Origin of the sequence: Spiroplasma taiwanense CT-1 (genome assembly GCF_000439435.1) — a bacterium.
Lineage (GTDB): Bacteria > Bacillota_I > Bacilli_A > Mycoplasmatales > Mycoplasmataceae > Spiroplasma_A > Spiroplasma_A taiwanense.
This window is the reverse complement of the sequence record NC_021846.1, coordinates 727979-753203: the sequence shown is the minus strand read 5'-3', so window position 1 is coordinate 753203 and position 25225 is coordinate 727979. Positions and strand designations below refer to the sequence as shown.

The 25225-nt window shown below is 21.8% G+C and carries 24 protein-coding genes, 2 pseudogenes and 2 riboswitches; of the genes and pseudogenes, 22 read left to right on the top strand and 4 right to left on the bottom strand.

What is annotated here, in order from left to right; all coding sequences use genetic code 4:
* Nucleotides 1–2: 2 nt before the first annotated feature.
* From STAIW_RS03895 to STAIW_RS03835, 16 genes and pseudogenes are all read left to right on the top strand, one after another.
* A complete protein-coding gene (locus tag STAIW_RS03895; protein ID WP_020834531.1) occupies nt 3–2045 on the top strand; it encodes a lipoprotein in 2043 nt (680 codons plus the stop codon).
* 479 nt (nt 2046–2524) lie between these two features.
* Nucleotides 2525–2770: a hypothetical protein gene (locus tag STAIW_RS03890; protein ID WP_020834530.1), complete on the top strand. Its 246-nt coding sequence runs from the start codon at nt 2525–2527 to the stop codon at nt 2768–2770.
* 65 nt (nt 2771–2835) lie between these two features.
* Nucleotides 2836–4509 carry a hypothetical protein gene (locus STAIW_RS03885; RefSeq protein WP_020834529.1) on the top strand — a complete coding sequence of 558 codons (1674 nt, stop codon included), beginning with the start codon at nt 2836–2838 and terminating at the stop codon, nt 4507–4509.
* A 70-nt stretch (nt 4510–4579) separates the two neighbouring features.
* Nucleotides 4580–5401: pseudogene (locus STAIW_RS06855) on the top strand (Cof-type HAD-IIB family hydrolase); the annotation flags it as partial.
* Between the two features lie 42 nt (nt 5402–5443).
* A complete protein-coding gene (locus tag STAIW_RS06850; RefSeq protein ID WP_041618977.1) occupies nt 5444–6544 on the top strand; it encodes a nicotinate-nucleotide adenylyltransferase in 1101 nt (366 codons plus the stop codon).
* Nucleotides 6544–7206 carry a 5'-methylthioadenosine/S-adenosylhomocysteine nucleosidase gene (locus STAIW_RS03875; protein ID WP_020834527.1) on the top strand — a complete coding sequence of 221 codons (663 nt, stop codon included), beginning with the start codon at nt 6544–6546 and terminating at the stop codon, nt 7204–7206. Before STAIW_RS06850 ends, STAIW_RS03875 begins: the two co-directional genes overlap by 1 nt.
* Nucleotides 7207–7253: 47 nt before the next feature.
* Nucleotides 7254–7460, top strand: a complete 207-nt coding sequence (locus STAIW_RS03870) for a hypothetical protein (protein ID WP_020834526.1) — start codon at nt 7254–7256, stop codon at nt 7458–7460.
* A 519-nt stretch (nt 7461–7979) separates the two neighbouring features.
* On the top strand, nt 7980–9182 hold the full coding sequence (locus STAIW_RS03865) for an acetate and sugar kinases/Hsc70/actin family protein (protein WP_020834525.1): 1203 nt from the start codon (nt 7980–7982) through the stop codon (nt 9180–9182).
* 128 nt (nt 9183–9310) lie between these two features.
* Entirely contained in the window at nt 9311–9427 is a 117-nt protein-coding gene (locus STAIW_RS06095) for a class I SAM-dependent methyltransferase (RefSeq protein ID WP_148285987.1), read from the top strand.
* Between the two features lie 189 nt (nt 9428–9616).
* Nucleotides 9617–9922 carry a hypothetical protein gene (locus STAIW_RS03860; protein WP_020834524.1) on the top strand — a complete coding sequence of 102 codons (306 nt, stop codon included), beginning with the start codon at nt 9617–9619 and terminating at the stop codon, nt 9920–9922.
* Nucleotides 9923–9940: 18 nt separating this feature from the next.
* Nucleotides 9941–10078, top strand: a complete 138-nt coding sequence (locus STAIW_RS06250; protein WP_020834523.1) for a hypothetical protein — start codon at nt 9941–9943, stop codon at nt 10076–10078.
* 14 nt (nt 10079–10092) lie between these two features.
* Nucleotides 10093–10797, top strand: coding sequence for an ROK family protein (locus STAIW_RS03855; protein ID WP_020834522.1), 705 nt, complete (start codon nt 10093–10095; stop codon nt 10795–10797).
* Nucleotides 10798–11101: 304 nt separating this feature from the next.
* Nucleotides 11102–11165, top strand: a riboswitch (nucleoside riboswitch).
* Nucleotides 11166–11226: 61 nt separating this feature from the next.
* The gene (locus STAIW_RS06720) at nt 11227–11529 is read left to right on the top strand and encodes a nucleoside hydrolase (protein ID WP_053228517.1); all 303 of its coding nucleotides are present in this window, start codon (nt 11227–11229) and stop codon (nt 11527–11529) included.
* Nucleotides 11520–12143 carry a nucleoside hydrolase gene (locus STAIW_RS03850; RefSeq protein ID WP_053228516.1) on the top strand — a complete coding sequence of 208 codons (624 nt, stop codon included), beginning with the start codon at nt 11520–11522 and terminating at the stop codon, nt 12141–12143. Before STAIW_RS06720 ends, STAIW_RS03850 begins: the two co-directional genes overlap by 10 nt.
* Before the next feature lie 2 nt (nt 12144–12145).
* Nucleotides 12146–12847 (top strand): C4-dicarboxylate transporter DcuC, encoded by a 702-nt coding sequence (dcuC, locus tag STAIW_RS03845; protein WP_084676599.1) that lies wholly within the window; start codon nt 12146–12148, stop codon nt 12845–12847.
* A gap of 179 nt (nt 12848–13026) precedes the next feature.
* A complete protein-coding gene (locus tag STAIW_RS03835) occupies nt 13027–13308 on the top strand; it encodes a hypothetical protein (RefSeq protein ID WP_169522272.1) in 282 nt (93 codons plus the stop codon).
* 186 nt (nt 13309–13494) lie between these two features.
* On the opposite strand, the gene STAIW_RS06715 is transcribed toward STAIW_RS03835, so the two are convergent.
* Both STAIW_RS06715 and STAIW_RS06710 read right to left on the bottom strand, forming a co-directional pair.
* Complete coding sequence (locus STAIW_RS06715) at nt 13495–13998, bottom strand: amidohydrolase family protein (RefSeq protein ID WP_041618884.1); 504 nt, start codon at nt 13996–13998, stop codon at nt 13495–13497.
* 20 nt (nt 13999–14018) lie between these two features.
* Nucleotides 14019–14405, bottom strand: coding sequence for an amidohydrolase family protein (locus STAIW_RS06710; RefSeq protein WP_041618883.1), 387 nt, complete (start codon nt 14403–14405; stop codon nt 14019–14021).
* A gap of 91 nt (nt 14406–14496) precedes the next feature.
* A riboswitch (nucleoside riboswitch) is annotated at nt 14497–14560 on the bottom strand.
* Nucleotides 14561–14660: 100 nt separating this feature from the next.
* Here STAIW_RS06710 and cas9 point away from each other — a divergent pair.
* The 3 genes and pseudogenes from cas9 (at nt 14661) to STAIW_RS03800 (ending at nt 18648) form a co-directional block, all read left to right on the top strand.
* Nucleotides 14661–17825: pseudogene (gene cas9 / locus STAIW_RS06775) on the top strand (type II CRISPR RNA-guided endonuclease Cas9).
* Nucleotides 17826–17939: 114 nt separating this feature from the next.
* Entirely contained in the window at nt 17940–18302 is a 363-nt protein-coding gene (locus tag STAIW_RS03805) for a CRISPR-associated endonuclease Cas1 (RefSeq protein WP_041618879.1), read from the top strand.
* Nucleotides 18292–18648: a hypothetical protein gene (locus STAIW_RS03800; protein WP_020834520.1), complete on the top strand. Its 357-nt coding sequence runs from the start codon at nt 18292–18294 to the stop codon at nt 18646–18648. Before STAIW_RS03805 ends, STAIW_RS03800 begins: the two co-directional genes overlap by 11 nt.
* Nucleotides 18649–19129: 481 nt before the next feature.
* Here the strand turns inward: STAIW_RS03800 and STAIW_RS03795 are convergent, their stop codons facing one another.
* Both STAIW_RS03795 and STAIW_RS03790 read right to left on the bottom strand, forming a co-directional pair.
* On the bottom strand, nt 19130–19906 hold the full coding sequence (locus tag STAIW_RS03795; protein WP_020834519.1) for a polysialyltransferase family glycosyltransferase: 777 nt from the start codon (nt 19904–19906) through the stop codon (nt 19130–19132).
* 312 nt (nt 19907–20218) lie between these two features.
* Nucleotides 20219–20518: a hypothetical protein gene (locus STAIW_RS03790; protein ID WP_148285984.1), complete on the bottom strand. Its 300-nt coding sequence runs from the start codon at nt 20516–20518 to the stop codon at nt 20219–20221.
* Between the two features lie 325 nt (nt 20519–20843).
* Here STAIW_RS03790 and STAIW_RS03785 point away from each other — a divergent pair, with 325 nt between their 5' ends.
* From STAIW_RS03785 to STAIW_RS05840, 3 genes are all read left to right on the top strand, one after another.
* Nucleotides 20844–22487, top strand: a complete 1644-nt coding sequence (locus STAIW_RS03785) for a hypothetical protein (protein ID WP_020834516.1) — start codon at nt 20844–20846, stop codon at nt 22485–22487.
* A 61-nt stretch (nt 22488–22548) separates the two neighbouring features.
* On the top strand, nt 22549–24258 hold the full coding sequence (locus STAIW_RS03780; RefSeq protein ID WP_148285983.1) for a hypothetical protein: 1710 nt from the start codon (nt 22549–22551) through the stop codon (nt 24256–24258).
* Nucleotides 24258–25196 carry an ATP-binding cassette domain-containing protein gene (locus STAIW_RS05840; RefSeq protein ID WP_063623138.1) on the top strand — a complete coding sequence of 313 codons (939 nt, stop codon included), beginning with the start codon at nt 24258–24260 and terminating at the stop codon, nt 25194–25196. The genes STAIW_RS03780 and STAIW_RS05840 overlap by 1 nt, the downstream gene beginning before the upstream one ends.
* The last annotated feature ends 29 nt before the right edge of the window (nt 25197–25225 follow it).

Sequence of the window (25225 nt, the reverse complement as noted above, 5' to 3'; positions counted from 1 at the left end):
ATATGAAAAGACTATTATCTTTATTGGCTTCACTTTCAATAATTACATCAACAAGTATTACAGTTATTGCATGTGAAACAAAAACCCCAAAAGAAGATGAAACATTTGATCAAGAAAAGATGAAAGAATTTCTTGGAGAAGTTTCAAAATCACTTTATTTAAATAAAAGTGGTTATAATATTGATTATGTTTTAGAAACATATTCATTTAAATCAAATCAAAAAAGTTTAACAAGTTCAGAATTAAAAGAATTTAAAGAAAAATATTTTAAAAATGGACTAATTGGTTCAAATCTAAAAACAACAGGATTTGAATATACAAAAGGACAACAACCAGGAGATAAAGATTTACTTCTAGGAATAACAACTGTAGCAAATTCAATTTTTTCATTATCAGGACAAACTGATGAGGAAAAAGCAGAAAGTTTAAAAACAACATTGTCAGAATTATTAAAATACTTTAATGTTGAATTAACACCAGAAACAATTAAAGAAGCTGGACCAATTATTGACCAAGTTGCAAATTCACTTGAATCATTTGGTGATGCATTAAGTATGGAAAAATATCAAAATATGACATGAACTCAAACAATCAATTTATCATTTATTGGTATTGCAAATGGTTTAAAAAAATTAGTTAAGGATTCAACAGCTGATTTCAATGAAGAAGATATTTCTGCAACAAACTTTAAAAATGCAATGCAAAATTTGGAGTTATCTTTAACAAAATTAAGAGATAAAAAAATAGTTTTAGATGAAACAACTGTTTTATCTAATTTAGATTCAATTGCAAAAATTGTAAATTTTGCAAGAATTTGCATGTTATATCTTTCAAACTTTATTGTAAGTGATCAATTTGAAGTTGATTTAACAGCTGAGCAAGTAAATGAATTTAGAAATAAGAAAATATCTACAATTGCAGATTCAAATATCTTAAATTTTAAAGAAATGTTTGAAAAGGTTAAAGAAACAATTTTTGGAAGTAATAGCTCTACAAATGCACCAATTGCATTAAAAAATGTTTTAAAATTACTATTTTTAAATACAACACAAGATTATTATAAAAATATGATTTTTGATTTATCAGATATTGACTTATCAGATTTTTCAGAGGTTATTCAAAAAATAATACAATCACTTCAAGAATTTCAAAAAGATGATTTTGTTGATGGAGATTTAGGATTTAATTATGCAATGACAAGAATTTTAAACGGTTCAATTGATATTAAAAAATTATTGGATTCACTTCCAGATATGTTTAAAGGAATCATTGAGGCATTAAACTTAAATATTCCAGCTATTTTAGTTAACTTAATTGGAAAAATAGCTTCAAATACTCCAATAACAAAGGGATTGAATTCTGCATTAATAACATTGATATTTTCTCTTTTAGGTGTAGAACTAGAAGATAGTAAAATTCAAAAATTAGTTGATGGATTAAATGGAGAAAACGATGTTGATTTATTAAATCTTTTATGAAATGAGGATTTTTTAGGAGCAATATTGGGAAAACCAGCAAATGAAAGTTGAGCTTTAAAAAATCTATTAGAAAAACCATTATCTTCATTATTAGGAATTAATAATATTTTAGAATTTGAATTTATTGAAGGGGCAGAAACTTTAAAAGAAATTGTGGAATTAATTTTTGAAAAAATACAAAATGCAGAAGAAATTAAAATAGACTTTACTGCAATTGGATCTTTATTAAAAAAATTAGCACCAATCTTTAAAGATATGCCAACAAGTGTTGATGCATTAGTCAACAAGATTAAAGAAGCTGGAATTTTGGCTGATTTATATCAAGTAAAAGACAATTTAATTGGACTGAAAGATTTATTGAAATATGTTCAAGATACAGTTGCAGATCAAAAAGCAAAAATGATTGAAAATATTAAAACTGAATACAATAAATTAACAGTAGCAAATTCAGAAATTATTAGTCAAGAAAAATATAAATATAATCTTGGCTCAGGAAAAACTGTTACAATTTCAATTGCAAAAGAAAATAATTTATGAGCAATTAATCAAGTTGAAATTACTGGATAATATATTAAAAAACCAAACACTAGAGTTTATTTTTAACTTTAATGTTTGGTTTTATTTTTATAACTGTATTTAAACAGAAAAAAACACTCAGAACGTGTTTTTTTATTATTATGCATTTTTGCATTTTTAAATTGTTGATTTGCTAATAATTAAAAAGATATGAATGAGTAATGAATAAGACTTATTCCTGTTTATAAACTATGACAAGCTCAGAATAAGCCAAATCGAAAGAAAGGATGTTATAAATTTAATTAGAATGTAATTTCATCTCTTGAAAGTGATGTAAAGGGAAATGAAACCATTAAAAATTAACCTTGCCATAGTGTGTCCAAAGGACAAAATAAATATATCAAATAAAATATACAAATGCAACTTTTTTTAAAAAAAAATTATTTTTTTTAATTTTTTAATGTGATATTTACTATATATTTTGATTTTTTTAAAAAATATATAAAATATTTACAAAAGAGGAAAAGAATATGAAAATATTATTTGTTAAATGTGGAAAAAATGCAGAGTTAAAATCAATAGATCAATTAAATAATTTTAAGTATATTTGCAAAAACTGTGTTTTAATTGATTTAAAAGCTAAAAAAATTAATAATGAAGATGTTTTTTGTATAATTTGTAAAAATAAAGCAAATTATCTTTTAATTTCACAATTAAATAGAATTACCGATTATTGTAAATATGTATTTTTAAAGATTTTAAAGCATTGTAATTAACTTATATATTTTATCAATGTTTTAAGTTATTTATTAGTATAATAAATTTAATGAGGTTTGATTATATGATAAAAGACTTTAATAAAATTTCGGGAAAGGCAAATTTTTATGATTACAATAATCAATTAAATTACTTCGACTATTTTGGAATTACCGATCGAGATTTAGAAAATGTATTTAAAGTTTTTAAAATGAATCAAAAAAAACCAGAATTTTTATTAAAAATTCTTTCAAGTAAAATAAATGAAAAAATTAGTTTTTATATTAGTAACGTTTATATAAATGGTAAATTACATAAACTTACACTTCCAGCAGATTTTATTGCAAGTAAAGCTTTTTTAAGTGGATTATTCTATACTGCTGCAAGACTACTAATACAAGAATTTGTTCTTTTGTCAACTGCTAATAAAACAACTTTTAATGTAGATTTAAAAGTATTTAAATTTGGAAATGAAAAATTTAAATATTATATGTATAAAAATAGTCTAAAAAAATATTATCAATCAATTTTTTCTTGGACTATTCCTTTGCTTGAAAATAATTCAGATACTATTAATATTTTTTCTAATTTAGATAAATTAATTGAAAATAAAGCGTATAACTTGAAATTATATAAGGATTTATTTATTTGTATTTGAATGCATACTTATATAAAAGAGTTTTGTGAAATTAAAGAATATTTTAGTATTAATAATTTGGAAGAAGAAATTGAATTTCGATTTAATGTATTAAATCCAATTAATTATGATCTTCTTTTTAAAAAAGAAGATTCTTTTGAAAAACAAAAAAGAATTGATATTATTAAAACTTTCTATGAAAGAAAGGATGAAAAAATTGAACTTGAAATTAAACAATTAAAAAATAAAGTTTTTAAAAAAATAAAATTATTTAATTCAATTACTTTATATCAATGATTTTTAATTCTTGAACAAATAAAAATGTCTTTTAAAATTTGTGATTTATATGAGTTAAAAACATATGTTGATAGTTTGCATGAAATTGTCATTGAAAATATTGATAAAAATATTGAAAAAGATGATTTACTTTCACTAGTTAAAATGCTATTAAATTATAAAAATAGTAAAGATTTTATTTCAATTTTTTATAAACATCCAATTATATCTTTCACGAATTCTACTAGTACTAGATATTTAATTTCATTTCCAGAATTTATATGATTAACTGAAAATTTTTTAAATAAGTATACTTACTTTGAAAAAGAAATATTAAATATTTTTAATAATGAAATTAAAGTTGAACTACATTATTTTTTAAATAATAAATTGAAGATTATTTCAAAAAAATATTCTTCAATTGTTGTTTATGAACCAGAAAATAATAAATATTTTTGAAAACAAGCAAAAAAAGATGTTAGAAATTTAAAAGTAAACTCAGTTATATATGAAAAAAGACTTGATAAAACTTTTTTTGTAATTAATGATTTTTTTATAAATAACTTAGAAAATGAGCAAAATATGAAAAGATCGTTTGAAAATACAAATGAATTTAATAATATTTTTCAAAAAAATTATTCTGCTAAAATTTCTACTTTTGAAAAGGATATAAGAAAAATAAAAAAACAATTAAAAATAAAACAAGATACTGTAGATGAGTTTATAATAATAACAAATGATATTTTAAATTTATATCCAAAGGTTAAGTTTAAAGATTTAACGTTTTATATAGCAGATATTACAACATTAGATTATTTTTTAAACAATTTTTTATATAAAAAATAATTATATTAAGGTTTTAAATTAGTATATTTTTTAAAAATAATATTTAAAATAATTGGAAGAGGGAAAAAATATGAAATTACCATTTATTGCAAGTGATCTTGATGGAACTATTGTCAACAATGAGGATTTTAAAATATTGGATGAAACAGTTAAAGATATTTTGGAATATCAACAAAAATCAAATAATAGTTTTTTTATAGTTACAGGAAGAGCTAGTCAAAATATGAAATATTTTATAAAACAGCTTGATATAAAACTTCCAGTAATTAGTTCAAATGGTTCTGCAATTACTGATCCAATAACAAATAAAGTTTATTTTGAGCATATTATGCAAACAGAATTAGTTATTGAATTGCTTAATTATTCAATAGAAAATGATCTAGATGTTTCTTTATACACAGCAACATCACTATGTGCTTTAAAAAATTCTGAGAGAATAAGAAAATATAGTGAATTATATGGTCATTATCCAAAAGAGTATTTACCAAACTACTTTTTATATGATAATTACTTGCAAATGATTGATGATGTAAAAAATGGAATTCATAAAGCAATTAAATTAATGTATTCATTAGATGAGAGAAATGATGTTGAAAAAGTAAAACAATTAGATAAATTTTTAGAACAAAAAAATTTATATCATCCCTCAACAAAAATGCAATCGAGAATAATAATGGATGCAATGCCAATGGGAATTGATAAATTATATGGAATAAAAAAATGAGCAGAAATAATGAAAATTGATTTCAATGAAATTCATGTAATTGGGGATAATAATAATGATATTGAAATGGTTAGGGGAAGCCAAAATGGACTTGCTGTAGGAAATTCTGTGGAAAATTTGAAAAAAATTGCTTCAAAAGTTATTGATACAATTGATAATAATGGAGTTGGAAAGTATTTAATTGAACTAATTAAAAAAAGGGAGAATAGAATGAAAAAAATTGCTCTATTTGGAGGAAGTTTTGATCCTGTACATACAGATCATATTAATATAATAAAAAGTTGTAAAAAAAATTTATGTTTTGATGAAGTATGAGTTATTCCAGCATATGTTAATCCATTTAAAACTATTTCAAGCTCTAGTGTTGCACAAAGACTTGAAATGCTTGAAATAGCATTAAGTGATTTGGAATATGTAAAAATTGAAAAATATGAAATTTCAAAAACTAAAAGAAGTTATACATATGATACTGTTTCATACTATAAAAATAAGTATCCTGATATAAGTTTTGCCTTTATAATGGGCTCAGATCAATTGGATAATTTTGAAAAATGGGATAATTTTAACGAATTGATTAAAGCAATAGAATTTAAAATTTTTTTAAGAACAGAAGATATTAATCAAAAAATTGTGGAAAAATATAATTTGGAAACATTTGAATTTGAAAATAATCACTTAAGTTCTACAAAAATTAGAAACTTAGAGGATTTAAATCTTCAAATTAAAGAAATTAATGATTATGTAAATTATAATCTTTTATATTTATATGAAAGATTAGAAAGTAAAATGGATGAGAAAAGATTTTTTCACAGCCTAAATGTTGGGCAAATGACTTTAGATTTAGCAAGACTTAATAATTATGATTTAAAAAAAGCATTTATTGCAGGAACATTACATGACATTTCAAAACAATGAGATGAAAAAGTTTTAATGAAATATTTAGAAAAATATTGCATTGAAAAAATTAATGAACCAAAACCAGTTTGACATTCTTATGTTGGCGCTATGCATTTAAAATATGATTGATTATTTAATGATGATGAAATTATTAATTCAATTTTTAAACATACAGTGGCTTCAAAAGAAATGAGTATTCTTGATATGATAGTTTTTTGCGCAGATAAAATATCTTCAGAAAGAAATTATCCAAGAGTTGATGAATTTAGAGCAATTGTAAAATCAGATTTAGTATTAGGATTTAAAATGCTTTTAGAAAATCAATATGAAGAAGCTATTAAAAAAACAGGAATGGATTCTATAGGAAATGATTTAAAACAAAGTTATCAATATTGAGTAAAAGGAAATAAATAATGGAAAAATACTGTGTATTATTTGCAATGGAAGAAGAAGCAAAAGCATTTATTTCAAATATAAATGCAAAATTAGTTGAAGAAAAACCATTTAAAATTTATTGTTCAAATAATATTTATATTGCTATTTCTAATGTTGGTCTAATAAATGCTTCAACTTGCTTTACATATGTTAATCAAAAATATGATTTTAATTATTATATTAATGCAGGATTAAGTGGTTGTGTTGGTTTAGTGTTAAATCAATTAGACGTTGTTTTAGTTAATAAGTCATATTTAGGAAATGTTGATGCAACTGGTTTTGGTTATAAATTAGGTCAAGTGCCAAAAATGCAAGAATATTATTTATCAGATAAAAACTTAAATGAAAAATTAAATAAAAATTTTAAATATGCAAATATTTGTTCAAGTGATGTTTTTATAAATTCACAAAAATTATTTGATCAAATAATTTTCAAAATTGATAAATCAATTGAAATATTTGATATGGAATGTGGTGCTTTTTTTCAAGCAGCATATATTTTTAAAAAGCCAATAATTAGTTTAAAAGTAATAAGTGATAAAATTGGAAGTAAAACTAATGAAGAACAATTTAGACAAATTCTTTCTAAAGGTAGTGAAATAATTTCAAAAACATTAAGTGTTTTTTTAGAAAGGATATAAAAAGGACTAAAGTTTCAAAAACATTATGCCATATAGGATCCCATTTTATGTTAGCCTCATTAGTTCCAATACTAATTGTTTCTGTTTTTATGATGAGTATTAAACAAATTGCAATAGACAGTTTTAGTAAATTAAGAGATATTGGTGAATGGCTTAATTCTTTATCAGAAAAAGTATTAACTCAAATAACTTCAATAGGTATATCTTTATTTATAAGTTCATTAGTTATTATTGTAATTATTACTTTTTCTTAATTTTTATAAATTCAAGAAAAGCATATAAACAAAGAATTGGCTATTTTGTTGGCTTAACAACTGGTACAATTTTAATATTAGCTTCACTTTTACCATTTATTATTGTTTCTTCAACAGTAAGTCAAGGTATATATATTTTACTTTCAGGTTTATTATTTATTTTCTTTGGTATAAGTGGGATATTTGTTGTTACAGGTTCTTTTTTTGGAATGATTGGTGCAGAAACTTATAAAAGACCTGAATTAGAAGAAAAAAAAGATTTAATTCAAAAAAAGTAATTCAAAAAAAGTAAAATAATTAGTTTTTTTATATAAGTATCTTTTTTTATATAATTAGTTTTAAAATATTTACAAAAGGAAGTGAAAAAATAATAGAATGTAAATTAGAAGATAATTGCAAAGATTGTGGTATGTGCAAAAATGATAAAAATCATGGCTAAAAAAAATAAAAATCAGCAAATATGCTGATTTTTATTTTTAAATTTGCTTTTTAACTTATAATATTTTTAGTGAGGTATGTATGAATACAATTTATATTTATTTTGGAGATATGTATATTGAGTATAAAATTTTTGATCAAAATAATAATCAATTAGAGTATGAAAAATTATCAAATGCTGAAATATATTTCGATAATCACAATTTTGCCTCAGCAAATAAAGCAATAGATTGATTTAATGAAAAAATAACTAAATTTACAGATAAATATCAAAAAGGACTAAGAATTATTTTTACTTGTTCTACTATGTTTCTTTTTTTACTAGACGAAAATTTAAATCAAATTGGAAAAGGTTATACACCACATGATGCTTTAATTCCAAAAATTAATTCACAAGACTTAATTGCTGCCAAGAAAATTAATAATATTTTAAATATTACAGTTTTTCCTTCATTTAAATTAAAAGAAACACCAATAAAGGCTTATTCTTTTACAACTTTAAAAGGGTATTTTGCAATTAAATTAATTAATAAAAATATAATTGATATAGTTGATGCTTCTTCAACCGGTCTTTTAGATTTTAAAACATCTAAATTTAGTCCAAAGTTATTAAAATATGTAAATAGAGAAAATATTATATGTCCTGAAATTTATAAAAAATTAGAGTGATATGATATAAAATTAAATAACTATGATTGCAAAGTAAATTTTGGAATTCCAAATACAGTTTTAGGTTTAAATGTTTTAAAAGAAAAAAATGTAGCTATTTTATCTGCAAATAGAACATTTGGAATTAGATTACTTGTTGATAAACCTATTCAAAATTTACTTGAAGAACAATATTGCTATGAAACTTTAGATAATAAATATGTTTATGGAACAGTATCTTCAAATGGGGGAAATAATATTTTTATAGCATGCTCTCAATTAAATATTTCAATCAAAGATATTGATAATTTTGATTTAAGTGAATGTACATTCATTGAAGAAGAAATAAACTTTTTTGAAAAAGCAAACTTTAGAAAATTTAGTACAAAATTTTTAGAATTTGATTTTGATTTAGATCTTTTATATTCTGTAATTATTCAATTTAAAAATAAATTAAAATTTGCTCTTGAAAAAATGCAAAAAAGTTTAGGAACTAAAATAAAAATAATTGCTTCAGGTGCTATTTTTGATTCAAAATATATTCAAAGTGTGCTTATTAATGAATTTAAAGAGCAAATAACTTTTAGAGATAAAAATCAAATTTTTATAAATGATTTAAAAAAATTTATTACATAATGAGGTAATATGAAAAATTTATATAAAGAAATAAGTAGTTTAATTTATGATTATACAAACCTCCAGGTACTTCAATTGATGGAGACATTCAATTTTATAAAGAATTATTAATTCCAATTGAAGGAAAAGTGCTTGAAGCTGGAGTTGGTAACGGAAGAATGTTGATTCCGTTATTAAAATATAAAATTGATGTTATTGGTATAGATAAATCTAAACAAATGATCAAATTATGTAAAAAAAATTAAAAGAAAATAATTTAGATTGTGAATTATTAAATCAGGACTTAATTAATTTTGAAAGAGAAAATTATTTTGAATATATAATTATTCCGAATGCAACTTTTAATTTAATTGAAACAAGAGATGAATTAACACAAATACTTAAAAATTTTTATAAATCTTTAAAAAAATGGTAAATTAGTAATTGATTTAATTTTGCCAACAGATTTTAATGTTGGGTCAGAGTATACAAATTCATATACTATTAATAATCAGTTTATAGAAATAAAAAATTATGCAAAACTAATAAATTGAGTTGAACAGTATACTATTAATGAAATAGGTTATTTTATTGATAATAAATTAGTTGAAAAACAAGAATTTAGACTAAATTGATATGGAGTTGAGGAGTTTTCACAAATTTTGACTAAAATTCGTTACAAAAAGCAAAATATTTTACTAAATTATGGTAGTAAAATAAATACGAGTGTAAAAACAATTACATTCGTTTATAAAAAATAGAAAATCAAGGGTAATTAAATGAAAAAATTAGCAGTAGATATCGGTGGGGCATCAATTAGGATTGCGATTATCGAAGATAAAAAAATTTTCTCCAAAGAGACTTTTGAAACAAATCCAAATGATTTTGATTTTAACTTAAAAAAATTAAAACTATAGTGGACTTTTGAAAAATGGATTTTGATTTCATAGGTTTGGCTTGTCCTGGACCACTTAACTTAAAAACAGGAGAAATTATAAATACTCCAAATTTGCCAGCTTGAAATGGTAAAAATTTAGTAGAAGAATTTAAAAAAATCTTTTTAAATAAGGAAATAAAATTTAATAATAACGCAAATGTTGCAGCATTAGGTCAATTTTCTATAAGAAAAGTTATTGAATCACTATTATATTTTACAGTTTCAACAAGAATAGGAGCTGGTTTTATAAATGAAGGAAAAATTTTTAATGGTTTTACTGGTAAAGCATGTGAAATTGCAAACGCTTTACCAAAAATAAGCACAATAGAACCATCAAAAAGTGGATTTGAATACTTGGCAAGTGGAAAAAATATTGCCAAAAGACTACAAGAACTTGGTGTAAAAGTGGAAAATGCAAAAGAAGCTTTTGAAATTTTTAAAACAAGAAAAAATTCAATAGTTAGTGATTATTTTATTACAATGGAAATAGAGTTAATCAGTCTATTCTCAACAGCAATCTATTTCTTAAATCCAGAAATAATTGTAATTGGGGGAAGTGTTGCTATGAATAATCAAGATTGATTTAATGCAATTTTTAATAAAGTATTGGAAGTAACCTCTGATATAAGTTATAAAACTAAATTTGAATTTGCAAAGGAACTTGATGACTCAACACTAATTGGTTGTTGTGAGTTATAAGTTTAGATAAATAAAAAACACACAAACTTTGTGTGTTTTTTATTTACTGAATATTAGAAATAAAATAATGGATTTATATATAAATATAGAAATTGAAACAAAATTAAATTTTATATTTTTAACTTTTGAAAAATTTTCCTTGTTTTAAAATTAATTCAATTATTGTAATGAATTTATAAATTGACAAAGGTATATCAGATTTATTATTTTAGAAATTGCAGAACATTTAATTGAGTTATATAAAAAATAAGTAATATTTTATACAATTTAATCTGTATGTTATTATAAAAATATCTTAATAAAAACTTGTATAAGTCAACATATTGGGTTGGTGTTTCTACCTTTTGACCTATCAGAAGTCTATAAGTTTTATGGTTTTTTTAACCATTTTTTTTTCAAGTTTTTTATTAGGACTTTTAAGGAAAAAAAATGGATAAAATACCGATTATTATCGATACTGATCCAGGTATTGATGATACTGTTGCTTTGGCAATTGCAATCAACCAAGAAAAATTTGATATTAAGTTAATTTCCACAGTTGCACGAAATGCAAATATTGATTTAGTTACTGAAAATGCATTAAAAATAATTACTTTATTTAATGCAAATATAGAGGTTTCAAAAGGTTGTTATAAACCTATTTTAAGAAGTCCTGTTTATGCTTATGATATTCATGGCAATACAGAATTAGATGGCTATGATTTTAAAAACCTTCTAATAATATGTTATTAAAAAATCATGCAGTTTTTGAACTTTACAATAAAATAATGGCTCTTGAAGAAATTATATTAGTGACTTTAGCTTCATTAACAAATATTGCAATGTTATTAACATTATTTCCAAAAGTAAAAAATAAGATTAAAAAAATTTTAATGCTGTGTGGTAGTTTTGGAAGAGAAAATAAAGGAATATATTCTGAATTTAATGCTGCTTTTGACCCAGAAGCTTTAAAAATAGTTTTAGAATCAAAAATTGAAATAATTTTATTTCCAATGGACCTAGGCTTAAAGGCCCTAATTAAAAAAGATGATATTGAAAAAATAAAACTTTCCAATAAATTTGGAGAAGTTTTTTATTCTTTATTTAAAAAATATAGAGGGGAAAGTTTTGAGACAGGATTAAAAATGTATGATTCACTTTCTATTATTTTTCTTTTAAATCCATTTATTTTTAAAATTCAAAAATACTATGTTAGTGTAGATACACAAAATAGTATTTCTGCAGGAACTACTTATATTGATTTCAAAAATTACTTGAAGCAAGAACCAAATATAAATGTTGCAGTTGATTTAGATGAAATTAAGTTTAATAACTTAATTGTTGAAAAATTAATTAATCTAAATTAATTATGTTAGCAGATATATTCATGTATATCTTTGGTTTTTTTGCAATTTGTTCGTTAATTTTTTTCTTAATTAAAAAAATTAACACTATTATAGTTTTATTTACAATTGGAATTTTATTAAGTATATGTGCAATGATTATAAGAAGAGTGAAAATTGAAAAACCACTTAATGCTTTTTATCCTATAGAAGTTGTAAAACAAAGTTTTATAAAAGGGGTTTCAGGAGCTGGGTTTATAATTTTGCTACTTGGCGGATATAGTTTTTTTATGAGCACAATTCAAGCAAATGAAGTTGTAATTAATGTTTTAACAAAACCCTTACTTAAAATTAAAAAGAAGTATCTTTTGATACCGTTTGTATTTCTTTTTGAACACTTACTTTCTCTTGCAATACCATCATCTGCAACATTAGCTTTAATTTTAATGGCTACTTTATTTCCAGTTTTGGTAAAAACAGGAATATCTCCATTATCGGCAGCTGCAGTTATTGCAACAACCGCAACAATAATGCCAACACCTTTAGGAAGTGATAATGTTATTATTGCAGAAGAAATGGGTATATCAGTTACTCAATATGTTCTTAAATATCATGCTATTATTTCTTTACCAACAATTTTGCTAATGACTTTTGGTCATTTATTTTGGCAATTATTTTGTGATAAAAGAGATTTAAAAAGAAATAGAAAAATGAAATTTGAAGATTAATATTTAGATGTTCCTTTAATTGAGGGGGGTAAATTATTTAAAACAACCTATACTATTCTTCCATTACTTTCAATAATTTTAGTAATTATTTCATTTATTATAAGTGTTAGTGCTTTTAATGGAAAATTAAAACTTTCAGTAGAACTTGTAACTTTTATAAGTTTTATAATTGCAATTATTTGTCAATCGATAAGAATGAAAAGTATAAGAAAATCAATTGATTTAACTCCTGAGTTTTGAAAAGGTATGCACAAGCTGCAGGGATAAGTACAATTGCTGCAATGATTCCATTACAAATGGCTGGAAACATTTTTAGAGGAATGTCACCAGTTTTTTCAGTAATAATTATTGTTTCTCAAAAGATAAAAATTTCTCCATTTCAACTAGTTAAAAGAACATCAGTTCCATTATTAATTGGGGCTTTATTTATGTTAAGTCTTTCACTAATTGTATTTTTGTAAAATAACGAGATATTTTAATTATGAGTGCTGAGTTAAAAAAATAAAAAAATACTTATATTAATATATAAGTATTTTTTTTTAATCAATTCAGAAATTAGCAAAATAATCTTCAACTTCATTTAAATATTTTTGTTTTTCTTCTTTTTTTAGAAATGTTGCATTAATTGAGTATATTGTAATTTTTTTTTATTCTTTTTTAGTTAAATTTCACATATCTTGAACATATATGAGACCTTCATTAATTGTGGCCCCATGATATGCTGGGTAATCTGAATTTATATTTATTGATAATCCAAAATCTAAGTATTTTTTTATTGGATAATCCTTTTTATTAGGAAATTTACTTCCTCTTGTGCTTCAAAAAGGGCACATTGTAATATGAATATTATCATTTTTTATTTTTTCTAGAATTTTTTGGTCTTCATGCATAAAATAACCATGATCAATTCTATTTGGTTGTAAAAAGTGTAATACTTCACCTCCTGATTGATCTGTTGTATTTTCTTGACAATGGGTAACTATTTTTAATCCTAAAAGCCTTGCTTTTAAAACAACTTTTTGAAATCTTTGTACTCAGTTTGGTGATTCACTAGAATCAATTCCAATTATTTTATTTTCTCCAATTGCTTTTCTTGCTAGTTCTAATACTTGTTCTGCATTATCTTCTGGTAAATCTTTTAAAAAAAACATAATTAATTGTGCTTTAAAATTTAGTTTTTTTCAGCTTCTTGAAAACCTTTATATAACCCATTTACAATATCATCAAATTTTATTACTCTATATAAATGGGGTTGAGGATCAAAAAATACTTCTGAATACTTTACATTTTGTAAAGAACTTCTTCTAGCATGTTCAAAAGCTAAATCAAAAAAATCTTTTTCATTGCAAAGGACTCTCATATTACCATAATATGCCATTAAAAATTTTTGCAAGGTATTTCTAGTTTTATAATCCTCATAGTACTCTTGGGGTGTATCAAAATCAATTTTTATATTATTTTCTTTAGCTTTTTGAATTAGAAATTCAGGATAAATTGTACCTTCAATATGAACATGCATTTCAAATTTCATTAGATTTTCTAAATTAGTTTTATTCATTTATTCTTTATTTTTTTCGTGCTTTATTAAAACCCTTAATATATAAAACACTAAAAAAAATTAAATAAATTTCTTTAATTTGACTAAAAAAACTTATAGTCTCTTAATTGGTTAAGAGGTAGAAACACTAACCCAATATGTTAGTTTATATAAGTGCTTTAAATTTATTAAGTTAATATAATTTTAACATTAAAAATTATATTAACTAATCTTTGAAATAATTTATAATCAAAATGAAAGTAATAAGTGAAAGGTATGTTTTATGAAAAAAATAAATATAGGTTTAGATATTGGAATTGCTTCTGTTGGTTGAGCAGTTATTGAATGTGATCTAGAAAAATTTTAAAAGCAGGAAGCAGATTATTTGACGAGGCTAATTTAAGCGATAAAATTGCGTCAAAAAGAAGAGAACAAAGAGGAAGAAGAAGGAATTTAAGAAGAAAAATTACATGAAAGCAGGATTTAATAAATTTATTTGTTAAGTATAATTTTCTACAAAAAGAAAATGATTTTTATGAATTAGATTTTAATTTTGATTTATTAGAATTAAGAAAAAAAGCAATAAATTCTAAAATAGAATTAGAACAATTGTTGATTATTTTATTTAATTATATTAAACATCGTGGTTCTTTTAATTATAGAGAAGATTTAAGTGAACTTAAAAATATTTCGCAAGAAGAATTAGAAACATCAAGTGAATTTAAATTACCTGTTGATATTCAATTTGAATTAAAAGAAGAAAATAACAAGTTTAGAGAAATAAACAATGAAAAAAGTTTAATAAATCATGAATGATATGTTAAAGAAATTAATCTAATTTTAGATGCTCAAATTGAAAATAAATTAATAAATCTTGATTTTAAAAAGGACTATTTAAAATTATTTAATAGAAAAAGAGAATATTATGATGGTCCTGGACCAAAAGACAAAAATTTATTAAATCCAAGTAAATATGGTTGAAAAAATCAAGAGGAATTTTTTGATAGATTTGCTGGAAAAGATACATATGATAGCAAAGAACAAAGGGCTCCAAAACATAGTTTAACTTCTTATCTTTTTAATATTTTAAATGACTTAAATAATTTAAGTATAAATGGAGATAGAAACCAGTTAACATATGAAAATAAAAAAGATTTAATTAATTTAACACTTATAAATCAAAAAGAAAAAGCAGAAAATATAACTTTAAAAAAAATTGCTAAATATTTAAAAATAAATGAAAAAAATATAACAGGTTATAGATTAAAACCCAATTCAAATGAATCAATTTTTACTGTATTTGAGAGTGCAAATAAAATGCGCTCCATTCTTGTTAAAAATAATAAATCTATTGATTTCATTTGTTTGGAAAATATTGATAAAATTGATAAAATTGTTGATATTTTAACTAAATATCAATCAATAGAAGATAAAAGTTTAAAGCTTGAAGAATTGAATTTTGATTTTTTTGATAAAGAAACTTGTGAAAAATTGGCAGTTATTTCTTTAACAGGTACACATGCACTTTCTAAAAAAACAATGAGTAAATTAATTGAAGAAATGTTTCATGATAATTTAAATCATATGGAAGCATTAGCAAAATTAAAAATAAAACCAGATTATAAATTAAAAGTTGATTTAACTAATTTTAAAACAATTCCAATTCTTAGAGAAAAAATTAATGAAATGTATATTTCTCCAGTTGTTAAAAGAGCTTTAATAGAATCTTTAAAAATAATTAAAGAATTAGAAAGACACTTTAAGGATTTTGAAATTAAAGATATAGTAATAGAAATGGCAAAAAAAAATTCTGCAGAAAAAAAACAATTCATTTCAAAAATACAAAGACAAAATGTTGATTTAGTTAAAAAACTTTCAAATGATTATTCATTGGATGAAAATAAATTAAACTTTAAAATGAAAGAAAAGTTTTTATTATTATCAGAACAATAAGGAAAATGTGCTTATTCTGGAAAAACAATTGACATTACAAGATTAAAAACAGATCCAAATTATTGTGAAGTTGATCATATAATCTCATTATCAATTAGTTTTGATGATTCTAAAACAAATAAGGTTTTAGTTTTAAGAGAAGAAAATCAAGAAAAAAAACAATTAACTCCATATCAATATTTTAGAAAAATTGGAAGAAATTTTGAAGAATTTAAAATAGCTGCAATTGATTTATATATAAATTCAAAACGTTTTGGTAAATATGGATATAGAAAATTTTTAAATCTAGTAAATACATCAGATTTTACTTCAATTAAAGAACAAATGCAGTTTATTTCAAGAAATTTAAATGACACTAGATACGCAATGATGGGAGTAAAAAATTATTTAAAATTTTTTAAAAGAGAATTAAATAAACCTTGAAAAATCAAAACTATAAACGGTCAATTTACAAGTTTTTTAAGAAATAAAATATTTGAATTACCTCAAAAAAATAGAGATGATTACTCTCATCATGCAAAAGATGCTGTTGTAATTGCATTATCACAATTAATAAAAATTAATTCCAACGAAACTATTGGTTCAATTTTAGATAATGTTGAAAATGATACTTTTCATTTAGAAGGAGAAAAAATTGATAATATTAGGGAGCTTGAAAATAATAGTTTTAATATTAAAAGAGAAATTGAAAATTTTAATTATGTTTTCACAAAGAAAAATATAAAGACAAATAATAATCAATTATTTAATGAAACTATTTATATAGGTAAAAAAATTAATGGAGAGTTAAGAAAAACTTTAAAAGTGAATATATTTGATGATTTTCAAGTTAAACTATTAAATGATTTATTTAATACTAATGACTATGATTTATTTATTAAAAAATCTGATCCAAAAACTTTTAATTATTTGAAGAATATTTTTGATACTTATTATAATAAAGAGTATAAAGATGACAAAAATAAAATGATAAAAATTAAAAATCTATTTAGTTATTTTAGATATGTAGAAAGACAACTTATTTGCAAACAATCAATAGAAAAAAACCCGCCATTAATAAAAAATTTAAGATATTTAGATAAGTCAAAAAATGAAAGATATCATGAAATTATACATAAATTTGAAAAAGTAAAAAATAATAAAATTATTTTTCATACAAGTTTGGAAAAAATAGGTTGAGACATCTATTATAGTGAAAAATTAAATAGATATAAAGTTGTGGAATTAAACATAAAAGTATTAAAATTTAATAATAATAATATATTAGATAGAAATTCTGAAAAATATAAGAATATTTTAGAAGAAAGAAAAATTACAAATGACTATATTTTTAAATTTAATATTTCAAAATACGATGAATTTGAATTTGATTATCAACAGAAACTTGTAAACTATATAATAGTTGGTTCAACAAATGATGGGGATAAATTAGAGTTTAAATATATAAATAAAAAAATAGAAAAAAGAATAATTTTAATTTATATATAATAATAACTTTATATATGAAATACTGTTCTACTACATAATTTTACAGGACTATCATATATAAGGTTTTATGCCGGAACTGAGAAACCTAGTTTCTTTTTTTTTATGCAAAGATATATGTCTTGAAAAATTCTTGTAATTAAAGATGGACAAAAAGTTAGTTTATTTTTAAATAATATTGTCATATCAACTGTTGAGCAAAATTATAAAATTCCTATTGAAGATTTAAACGTTGTATTATTTGAAAACTTAAAATCTGTTGTTACCTCAAGATTACTTGTAAAATTAGCAGACTATAGGTCTTTTACAAGAAAAAAGGAAATTTTACTTGAAGATAAAGGAAATCCAATAATTTATGAGAATTATTCAATAGCTTCTAAAAAAACAATTTTAAATGCAAAAGTTTGAAATTTTGATGAAGTAGAGCAAAGAACAGAATATTTAAGTAAAAGATTGGCAATTGATATATATGAATACTAATAAGCATAAATTTTGAAATATAGGAACTGATATTTGTGGAATAATTGAAAAATTTAGATTTAAAATGTATGAATGCAATTTAAACATTGGAGATGAGGTATTAATTTCAAATTATTCAACTACTGATAAGTATTTTTTATCTTCTAATAAAAGCAATATCACTCCTTCAAATAAAGAGTATGTAAGTAGAAGTGCAATAAGACAATATATTGATGTATTAGTTGCTTTAAATATTTTAAAAGAGGTTAAATCAAAATTTTATATTATAAAAGTTAATTATAAAAATGAAGAAATACTTGATGATTTTTTTAATCAACCTTTTTTACTCCTCAAGGAAATAAAATAGCTTATTCTACTTTTTTTGTATATAAAATTATGAATATAAACAGTTACTCAATGGACGATTATGTTATGTTAGAAGATAATAAAGAAATTAAAGTTAAAAAACTTTATGAAGATGCAAAAAGTGTGGCTATTTAAGTTTAATTAAGTATATTGATACAAATAAAAATTATTTTAGAAAATTACTAAATCAAGTTCATAATTAAAATATTTTTTAATATAATAACTTAATATTATAGTTGATAATTTTAATTATATTTAAAGTTTCACTATTTGATTGAGTACATGACGAGATAAAAAAATGTTTCAAAAAAATTTAAATACCATATATTTTCTAAGTGACTTTAACATTAATTTGTAATATAAGTTTTCTCATAAAATTAATGAACTATTTAAAATTTTTTATAAATTATTTATTTTACCAATAATAACTAAATAGATATAAAAAATGCTTTTATATTAACTAGATTAATATAAAAGCATTTTTATTTTCATGCTTTAATAACTTTACTTCAATCGATTATATTACTATTTTCTCCATAATATTTTTTATATTGATCTAAAGCATTTTGATTTTCAAATATAAACTCATCAATCATTTCAATTTGATTTGCAGCATAAAATCCTAATACAGAAGTTGAAGTACCATTTACTGAGAAATGATATTTTGTTTTAGCATCATTTTTTATTAATCCGCTTAAAATATATACTTCAATAATTACAGTTTGTTTTAAATTTATAATTACGTCTCTATTTAAAGTACCTTTAAATTCATTATTTATTTTCTCCATTAGTTTATTAATAGCTTCATTTTCAGAACGAGGATGAACTTTTAAAATAATATTTCCTTGATTATTATTTGGAATAATTTTTTCTTTAATCATTGTTTTTAAAATATTAAAGTTATAATTTGTTAATTCTTCGTTTTCATCAATAATGTCCCCAGCATATATATAATTATCAGTATCTTTTGATAATAAAGTTCATGCCTTATATAAACCAAGACCTCTTTGATTTCAATAATTACTATTATCTTTATTATTTAAATAGGGGTCAATATCGATCGTAAAACTTTTAATTTTATATGAACCATTTTCATTTTTAAATTCATCATTAAACGCTAATAGTGGAAGCATTTCATCTAAGTTTTCAAAAGAATTTATTTTTTCAACACGTCTATAATTTTCCTGTCCATGCATAGTTTTTCCCTCACTAATAAAATCATCAATTGTTTTTGTTTGATTAAATATATCTTTTCACAATAGCTTTGCTTGATTTATTTCTTCTTCTGTTCTTGAAGAAATATAGGTTTTTGTATAATCATTGGTTACAAAATTATAAGTTCCATCAGTAATAAAATTAATTGAATCAATATATTTTAAAAAATTAAAAATTCCTTGTGTAAAACCTTTACTTTCATTAATTTAATTTATTTGGTTTTTTACCTCCTCACCCATATAGAAATCAATTTTTTTATCTCCTGTTTTTATATCAATGTTTTTGTACATTTCTTTTATTTCTTTATCCGTTACACCATATCTTGCTCCTTTTTCACCATCATCTTTATAGTGTTTTTAAAAAATGTTTTTACCATTTTGATTTTTTCCAAGTAAATTAACATAATCATAAATTTTTGGATCAAAAACATCAGCTCCAAGATATAAATAAATCTCTTTATCTGGTTGTAATTGTTTTTGAAGCATAATTTCTCAAATTGTTTGTAAATTTTGAATTTGACCAGATCAAATTATATAAAATACAGAGATATTATTTCTATTTGAACCAGATGTCTTTTCAATAGCATCATCCATTAACTGATTATTTAGATGTGAACTTGTAAAAACATCTCCCTCCTTCATATTGTTGATTTTCATTAACTGAAACCCCACAACCAACAGTTGCTAAACTTGCTGTTGTTAGAATAATAGATGTTAATAGGCTTAATATTTTTTTCATATTTTTTCTCTTTTTTTCTAATTTAAATAATATATTTATTTTTTACTAAAAATCTTTATTTCAATAAAAATAAAATTATTAATTTTTACATTAATTTACTTTTATTCTTATAAAAATAATTTATCAAAACTAAATAAATTTTTAATAAGATTTTTTTTTTTTTTTTATTTTTTTTTTTTTTTGTATAGGTTATACAATACAATAAAAATAATTAGTTAATGCTAACTAAAAAAGGGGGAAAAAATGAGAAATTTTTTGTTTTTATTGTCAATAGGAACAATTGTTGCTAGTTCTACAACATCAATTGTTTCTTGTGGTACAAAACCAAAATCAAATCAATCTACTGTTGATCAAGAGTTATTAAATTCATTAAAAAATGATATTAATAAAAAATTTGATGAACATTTTATAAAAAATAATGTTCCATTTATAGAAACTTCAAAAAATTCAATTAAGTATAATTTTTTTAAAAAATCAAATTTAGAAAAATTATATTCAAATCCAAATGATGGTGAAGTAACATTAAATATTAATTCATTGAGTGATATTGACTATTTTAAAAATGATATGCAAAATTTTGCAAATCTTCAAGATTTGGCAAGTAGTATTGATTCATTTAAAAATAATACAGAAAATAATTATTCAGTATTTTTATCAGAGGTAAGTAATGTTTATGTTGGTTATGACTTTGGAGAAGAAATAACTATAAAAAAACAAACAGATAATAATAACAATGTAACTTATTCAGGAAGTTTTAATGTTAAATTTAAATGACAATATTACACACAAGCAGTTAATATTGAAAATTATGATTACAAAGGAACTTTTACAATTTCAGATGATGAAGAATTAATCGCAAATATAATTGGACTAACAGAAGTAGGTAAAAAATTTTACAGTGATTTAGAATCACCATTGCATTTTTCTAATGTTGATTTAAACATTACTGAAAATGAAAGTTGGAAAGACGTTTCAGAAACTATTACAAGCTTTTTTAAAGTTGAAAAAAATATAAATTCACTTTTACAAAAAATGAAAGAATATACTGATAATGAACAATTTGAAATAACATATGATACAAATTCATTTTTTGAAGATTTAAAAGTAAGTAATAATTTTAGTCATACAAATAATAAGTTTCTTTATAATACTGATTTACAGGTTTTTAATGACTTAGTATTTAAAACAAAATCAACTGATGAACTTTGAAATCAATTTTTCAATTTAGAAACTAATGTTGAATCATATAAAAATTTTGAAAGTTCTGTAAATAATTTTACAAATTTATGAGTGGACGAAAGTGCATCTATTCAAGAAATTACAAATTATTTAACAGGAGCATATTCATTTGGTCAATTTAAATTAAATAATTTAAATTTAAGTTATGCTGGAGGAAATCAAATAAATTTAGGACAAATTATAATGCCATTTACTTATAAATCAAATATTACAACAATAAGTTCAAACAATGTTTTAGGAACTTCAGTTAAAGCAAAAGCTTATCTAAAAAACTTACTTTCTGATTTTCATCAAAAAACTAAAATTATTGAAAATACTAAAAGTAATGTTAGAAATAATCCATTAGCAGCAACAAGTACAACTAAAAATAGTCCATTGTGAAGTGATCTTGATTTGGATTTTAATGGAAAATCTTATAAATCATTTTTTTGAAAAGATTATAATGAGTCTTTGAAAAAAATAGTTATTAATGGTGAAAATAATATTTTAAAAATTGAAGGTAATTCTAATAGCTATGTATATAATTGAACTGAAGGTCTTCTTATTTCTGATGGGACAACAACAAAAGATTTAACTGTAAATTTAGGATATTTTAAATATAGATTTGGTCATAAAGGTGCAATTTTTTATGCTGAATCAGATCAATAAAAAACAATTAAAAAAAAGATCTATAAGCTTTTTTACAATGTTTAAAATTGATTTCAAATTAATGTTTTTTGATAAAGCATCATCCATTATAATTTTTATAGCATCAGCCCTTGCAGTTTTGTTTGGGTTTATTTTGTTAGCTATTAAAAGTGGTGAGCAATTTATAATTTACTATAATTATTATTTTCTGTTTATTACTGGAATTATATGAATAATATTAATTATGAGATTAGTGTTTCTTTTCATGTATTCTAAAATTGAAGATAAAACTATTTATATAATTTCAACACAAACTATTTCGCGTTCAAAAATATTTTTGACTCAAACAATTGCATTGTTTACTTATGTATCAATGTTGATTTTAACAAACTTTTTAATAATAAACATTTTTGCTTTAATAACTAATTTAAAAAATACTAATGTGATTTTAAATGCAACATTAGTTCATATGATTTATTTATTTCTTATAAGTTATTTATTAATAAATTTTTTTACACTCTTAAGTTTGTTTTTAAAAAATCAAATAACAACAATTATAATTACTCTTATCTTAGCTTTAAGTTTTATTGCAAGTCTTCCATATCAATTTATTTCTGTTTCTGAAAAAAATGAAAACTTGTATTTTACTTCACCTAATGGAAATTTATATGTTGAAAAAATTGAAGAAATTTATAAAGCATTTGATTTACAAGAACACATAAAAAATGAAAAAATAAAATATAAATATTTATCAAAGTTTATTAATGATTTTTTTATTATAAATAATTTTTTAAGAGAAAATAGTAACTGAACTAATCAAGCAACAGTTAACGCAAGATTTAATTTTTGAGAACAACTTGATATTATTGAAAATACAAATTCATTAATTAGTGCAAACAACTTAACAATTTCTAAATTACCAACAAATTGAAGTGATACTTGTAATTCAAATGATGGAGATACATGTATTAAATTAGGAGATAGTGTAAATGTTTCAATTACTCAAAAAAATAAATTTATTACTTTAGAGTCATTAAAAACATTAGTTGATGAACAAACAGATGATAGTAAAAAATTAGTCTTAAATGATTTATATAACTTTTCAATTGCTTTGCTTGAAGATTTTTCATCAACTGAAGAATATCAAAATCAATATTATAAGTGGTATGGAGATTTATTAAATTTTGATGATGGCCAAATTAAGCTTTCATCAAATCCAAATGTTAGTGAAACATACACAAAAACTTATTTAGTTGATGGTTATAGACTTCACTTTGTTGATGGTATTAATTCAATTGGTTTTATTAGAGATGCAAATGCAAAAAAACTATTTAATGAAATCTTGTATGATCCTTTATACATTGCAATAAGAGTTTTGGAACAATATTTTATTAACTATACTTCAACTTACATAACTTTGACAAACTATTCACTTGATACTTCAAAAAATGAATGAATTAATTATAAAAATAGAAGAAATTTATATAATACATTTTTTTACTTGAATTCAATTGCAAATATGTTTTCACTTTATACAAAATACTCAGGAGAATCATGAGATGATATTTGATTTAATAATCAAAGTGATTCGTATATAATTTTATCTGAACAACACAATTTATTTTTAAGTTATTCAACATATTACTTTGACTTAGATGAAACAAATAAAATTAAACCAGAAACATATAATAATTTTGTAAATCCGTATTATTTTGCAATTGCTCAATTAATTATTGCACTATTCAATAATTTAATTTGTTTAAATGTTTATAAGAAAAAGGACTTTGTATAATGGAAAAGATAATTATAAATTTTCAAAATTTTGAGAAAAAATTTAAAAAAACAAAAATTGGTCCAATTAACTTAGAGATTAAAACAGGAAAAATTACAGCTTTATGTGGAAGAAGTGGGAGTGGAAAATCTGTTATATTAAATTCAATAATTGGTGCAATTAAAAAATATAAAGGAGATATTATTTTTAATGAAGAAAATCGTAGAAAAAGTAGATCATATCTACAAAATACATTATTTGGATTTTATACACAAATGGATTTTTCATTATATGATATTTCAGCTTATAATTTTTTAAAATTAATTTGTTTATCATTTAATTTAGATAAAAATGAAATAAAAGAAGAAATAGAATATTGAATGAAATATTTTGATCTTTGAGAAGATAGAACAAAAAAAGTTAAAAATTTCTCATGAGGAATGAAAAATAGAATGAATTTAATATTATGTTTTATTAAAAGAACAGAAATTATTATATTAGATGAACCAGGTGCAAATTTAGATTCTTATTGAAGAAATAAAATTAAAAATTTATTATATGATTATAAAAAACAAGGTAAAACTGTAATTATTACAGCACACAATATTGATGAAATTTCAAATATTATTGATGACTATATTATTCTTGAAGATGGCAAAAAAATTTTTGAAGGTTCACAATTAGAATTAAATATATACAATAAATATAAATTATTCTTAGATCAAAAGTTTGATGTTCCAAAATTTAGAGCATTTTTAGCAGAAAAAAACATTAAAAGTTTCAATTATGATGAAGATGAAAATTCAATTGTGTTTGCAACAAAATCTTTAAAAGAAATAAATTGGGTTTTCTTATATTTTATTGGTCTTACAAATCCAATATTAAATTTAATTAAACTACCAATAAATATGGAATCAATAAATAAAGCACTTGAAGATAAAGAAAGTGTAAAAAAATAAATTTATATAAATAAAAAAAGCCTTTTAAA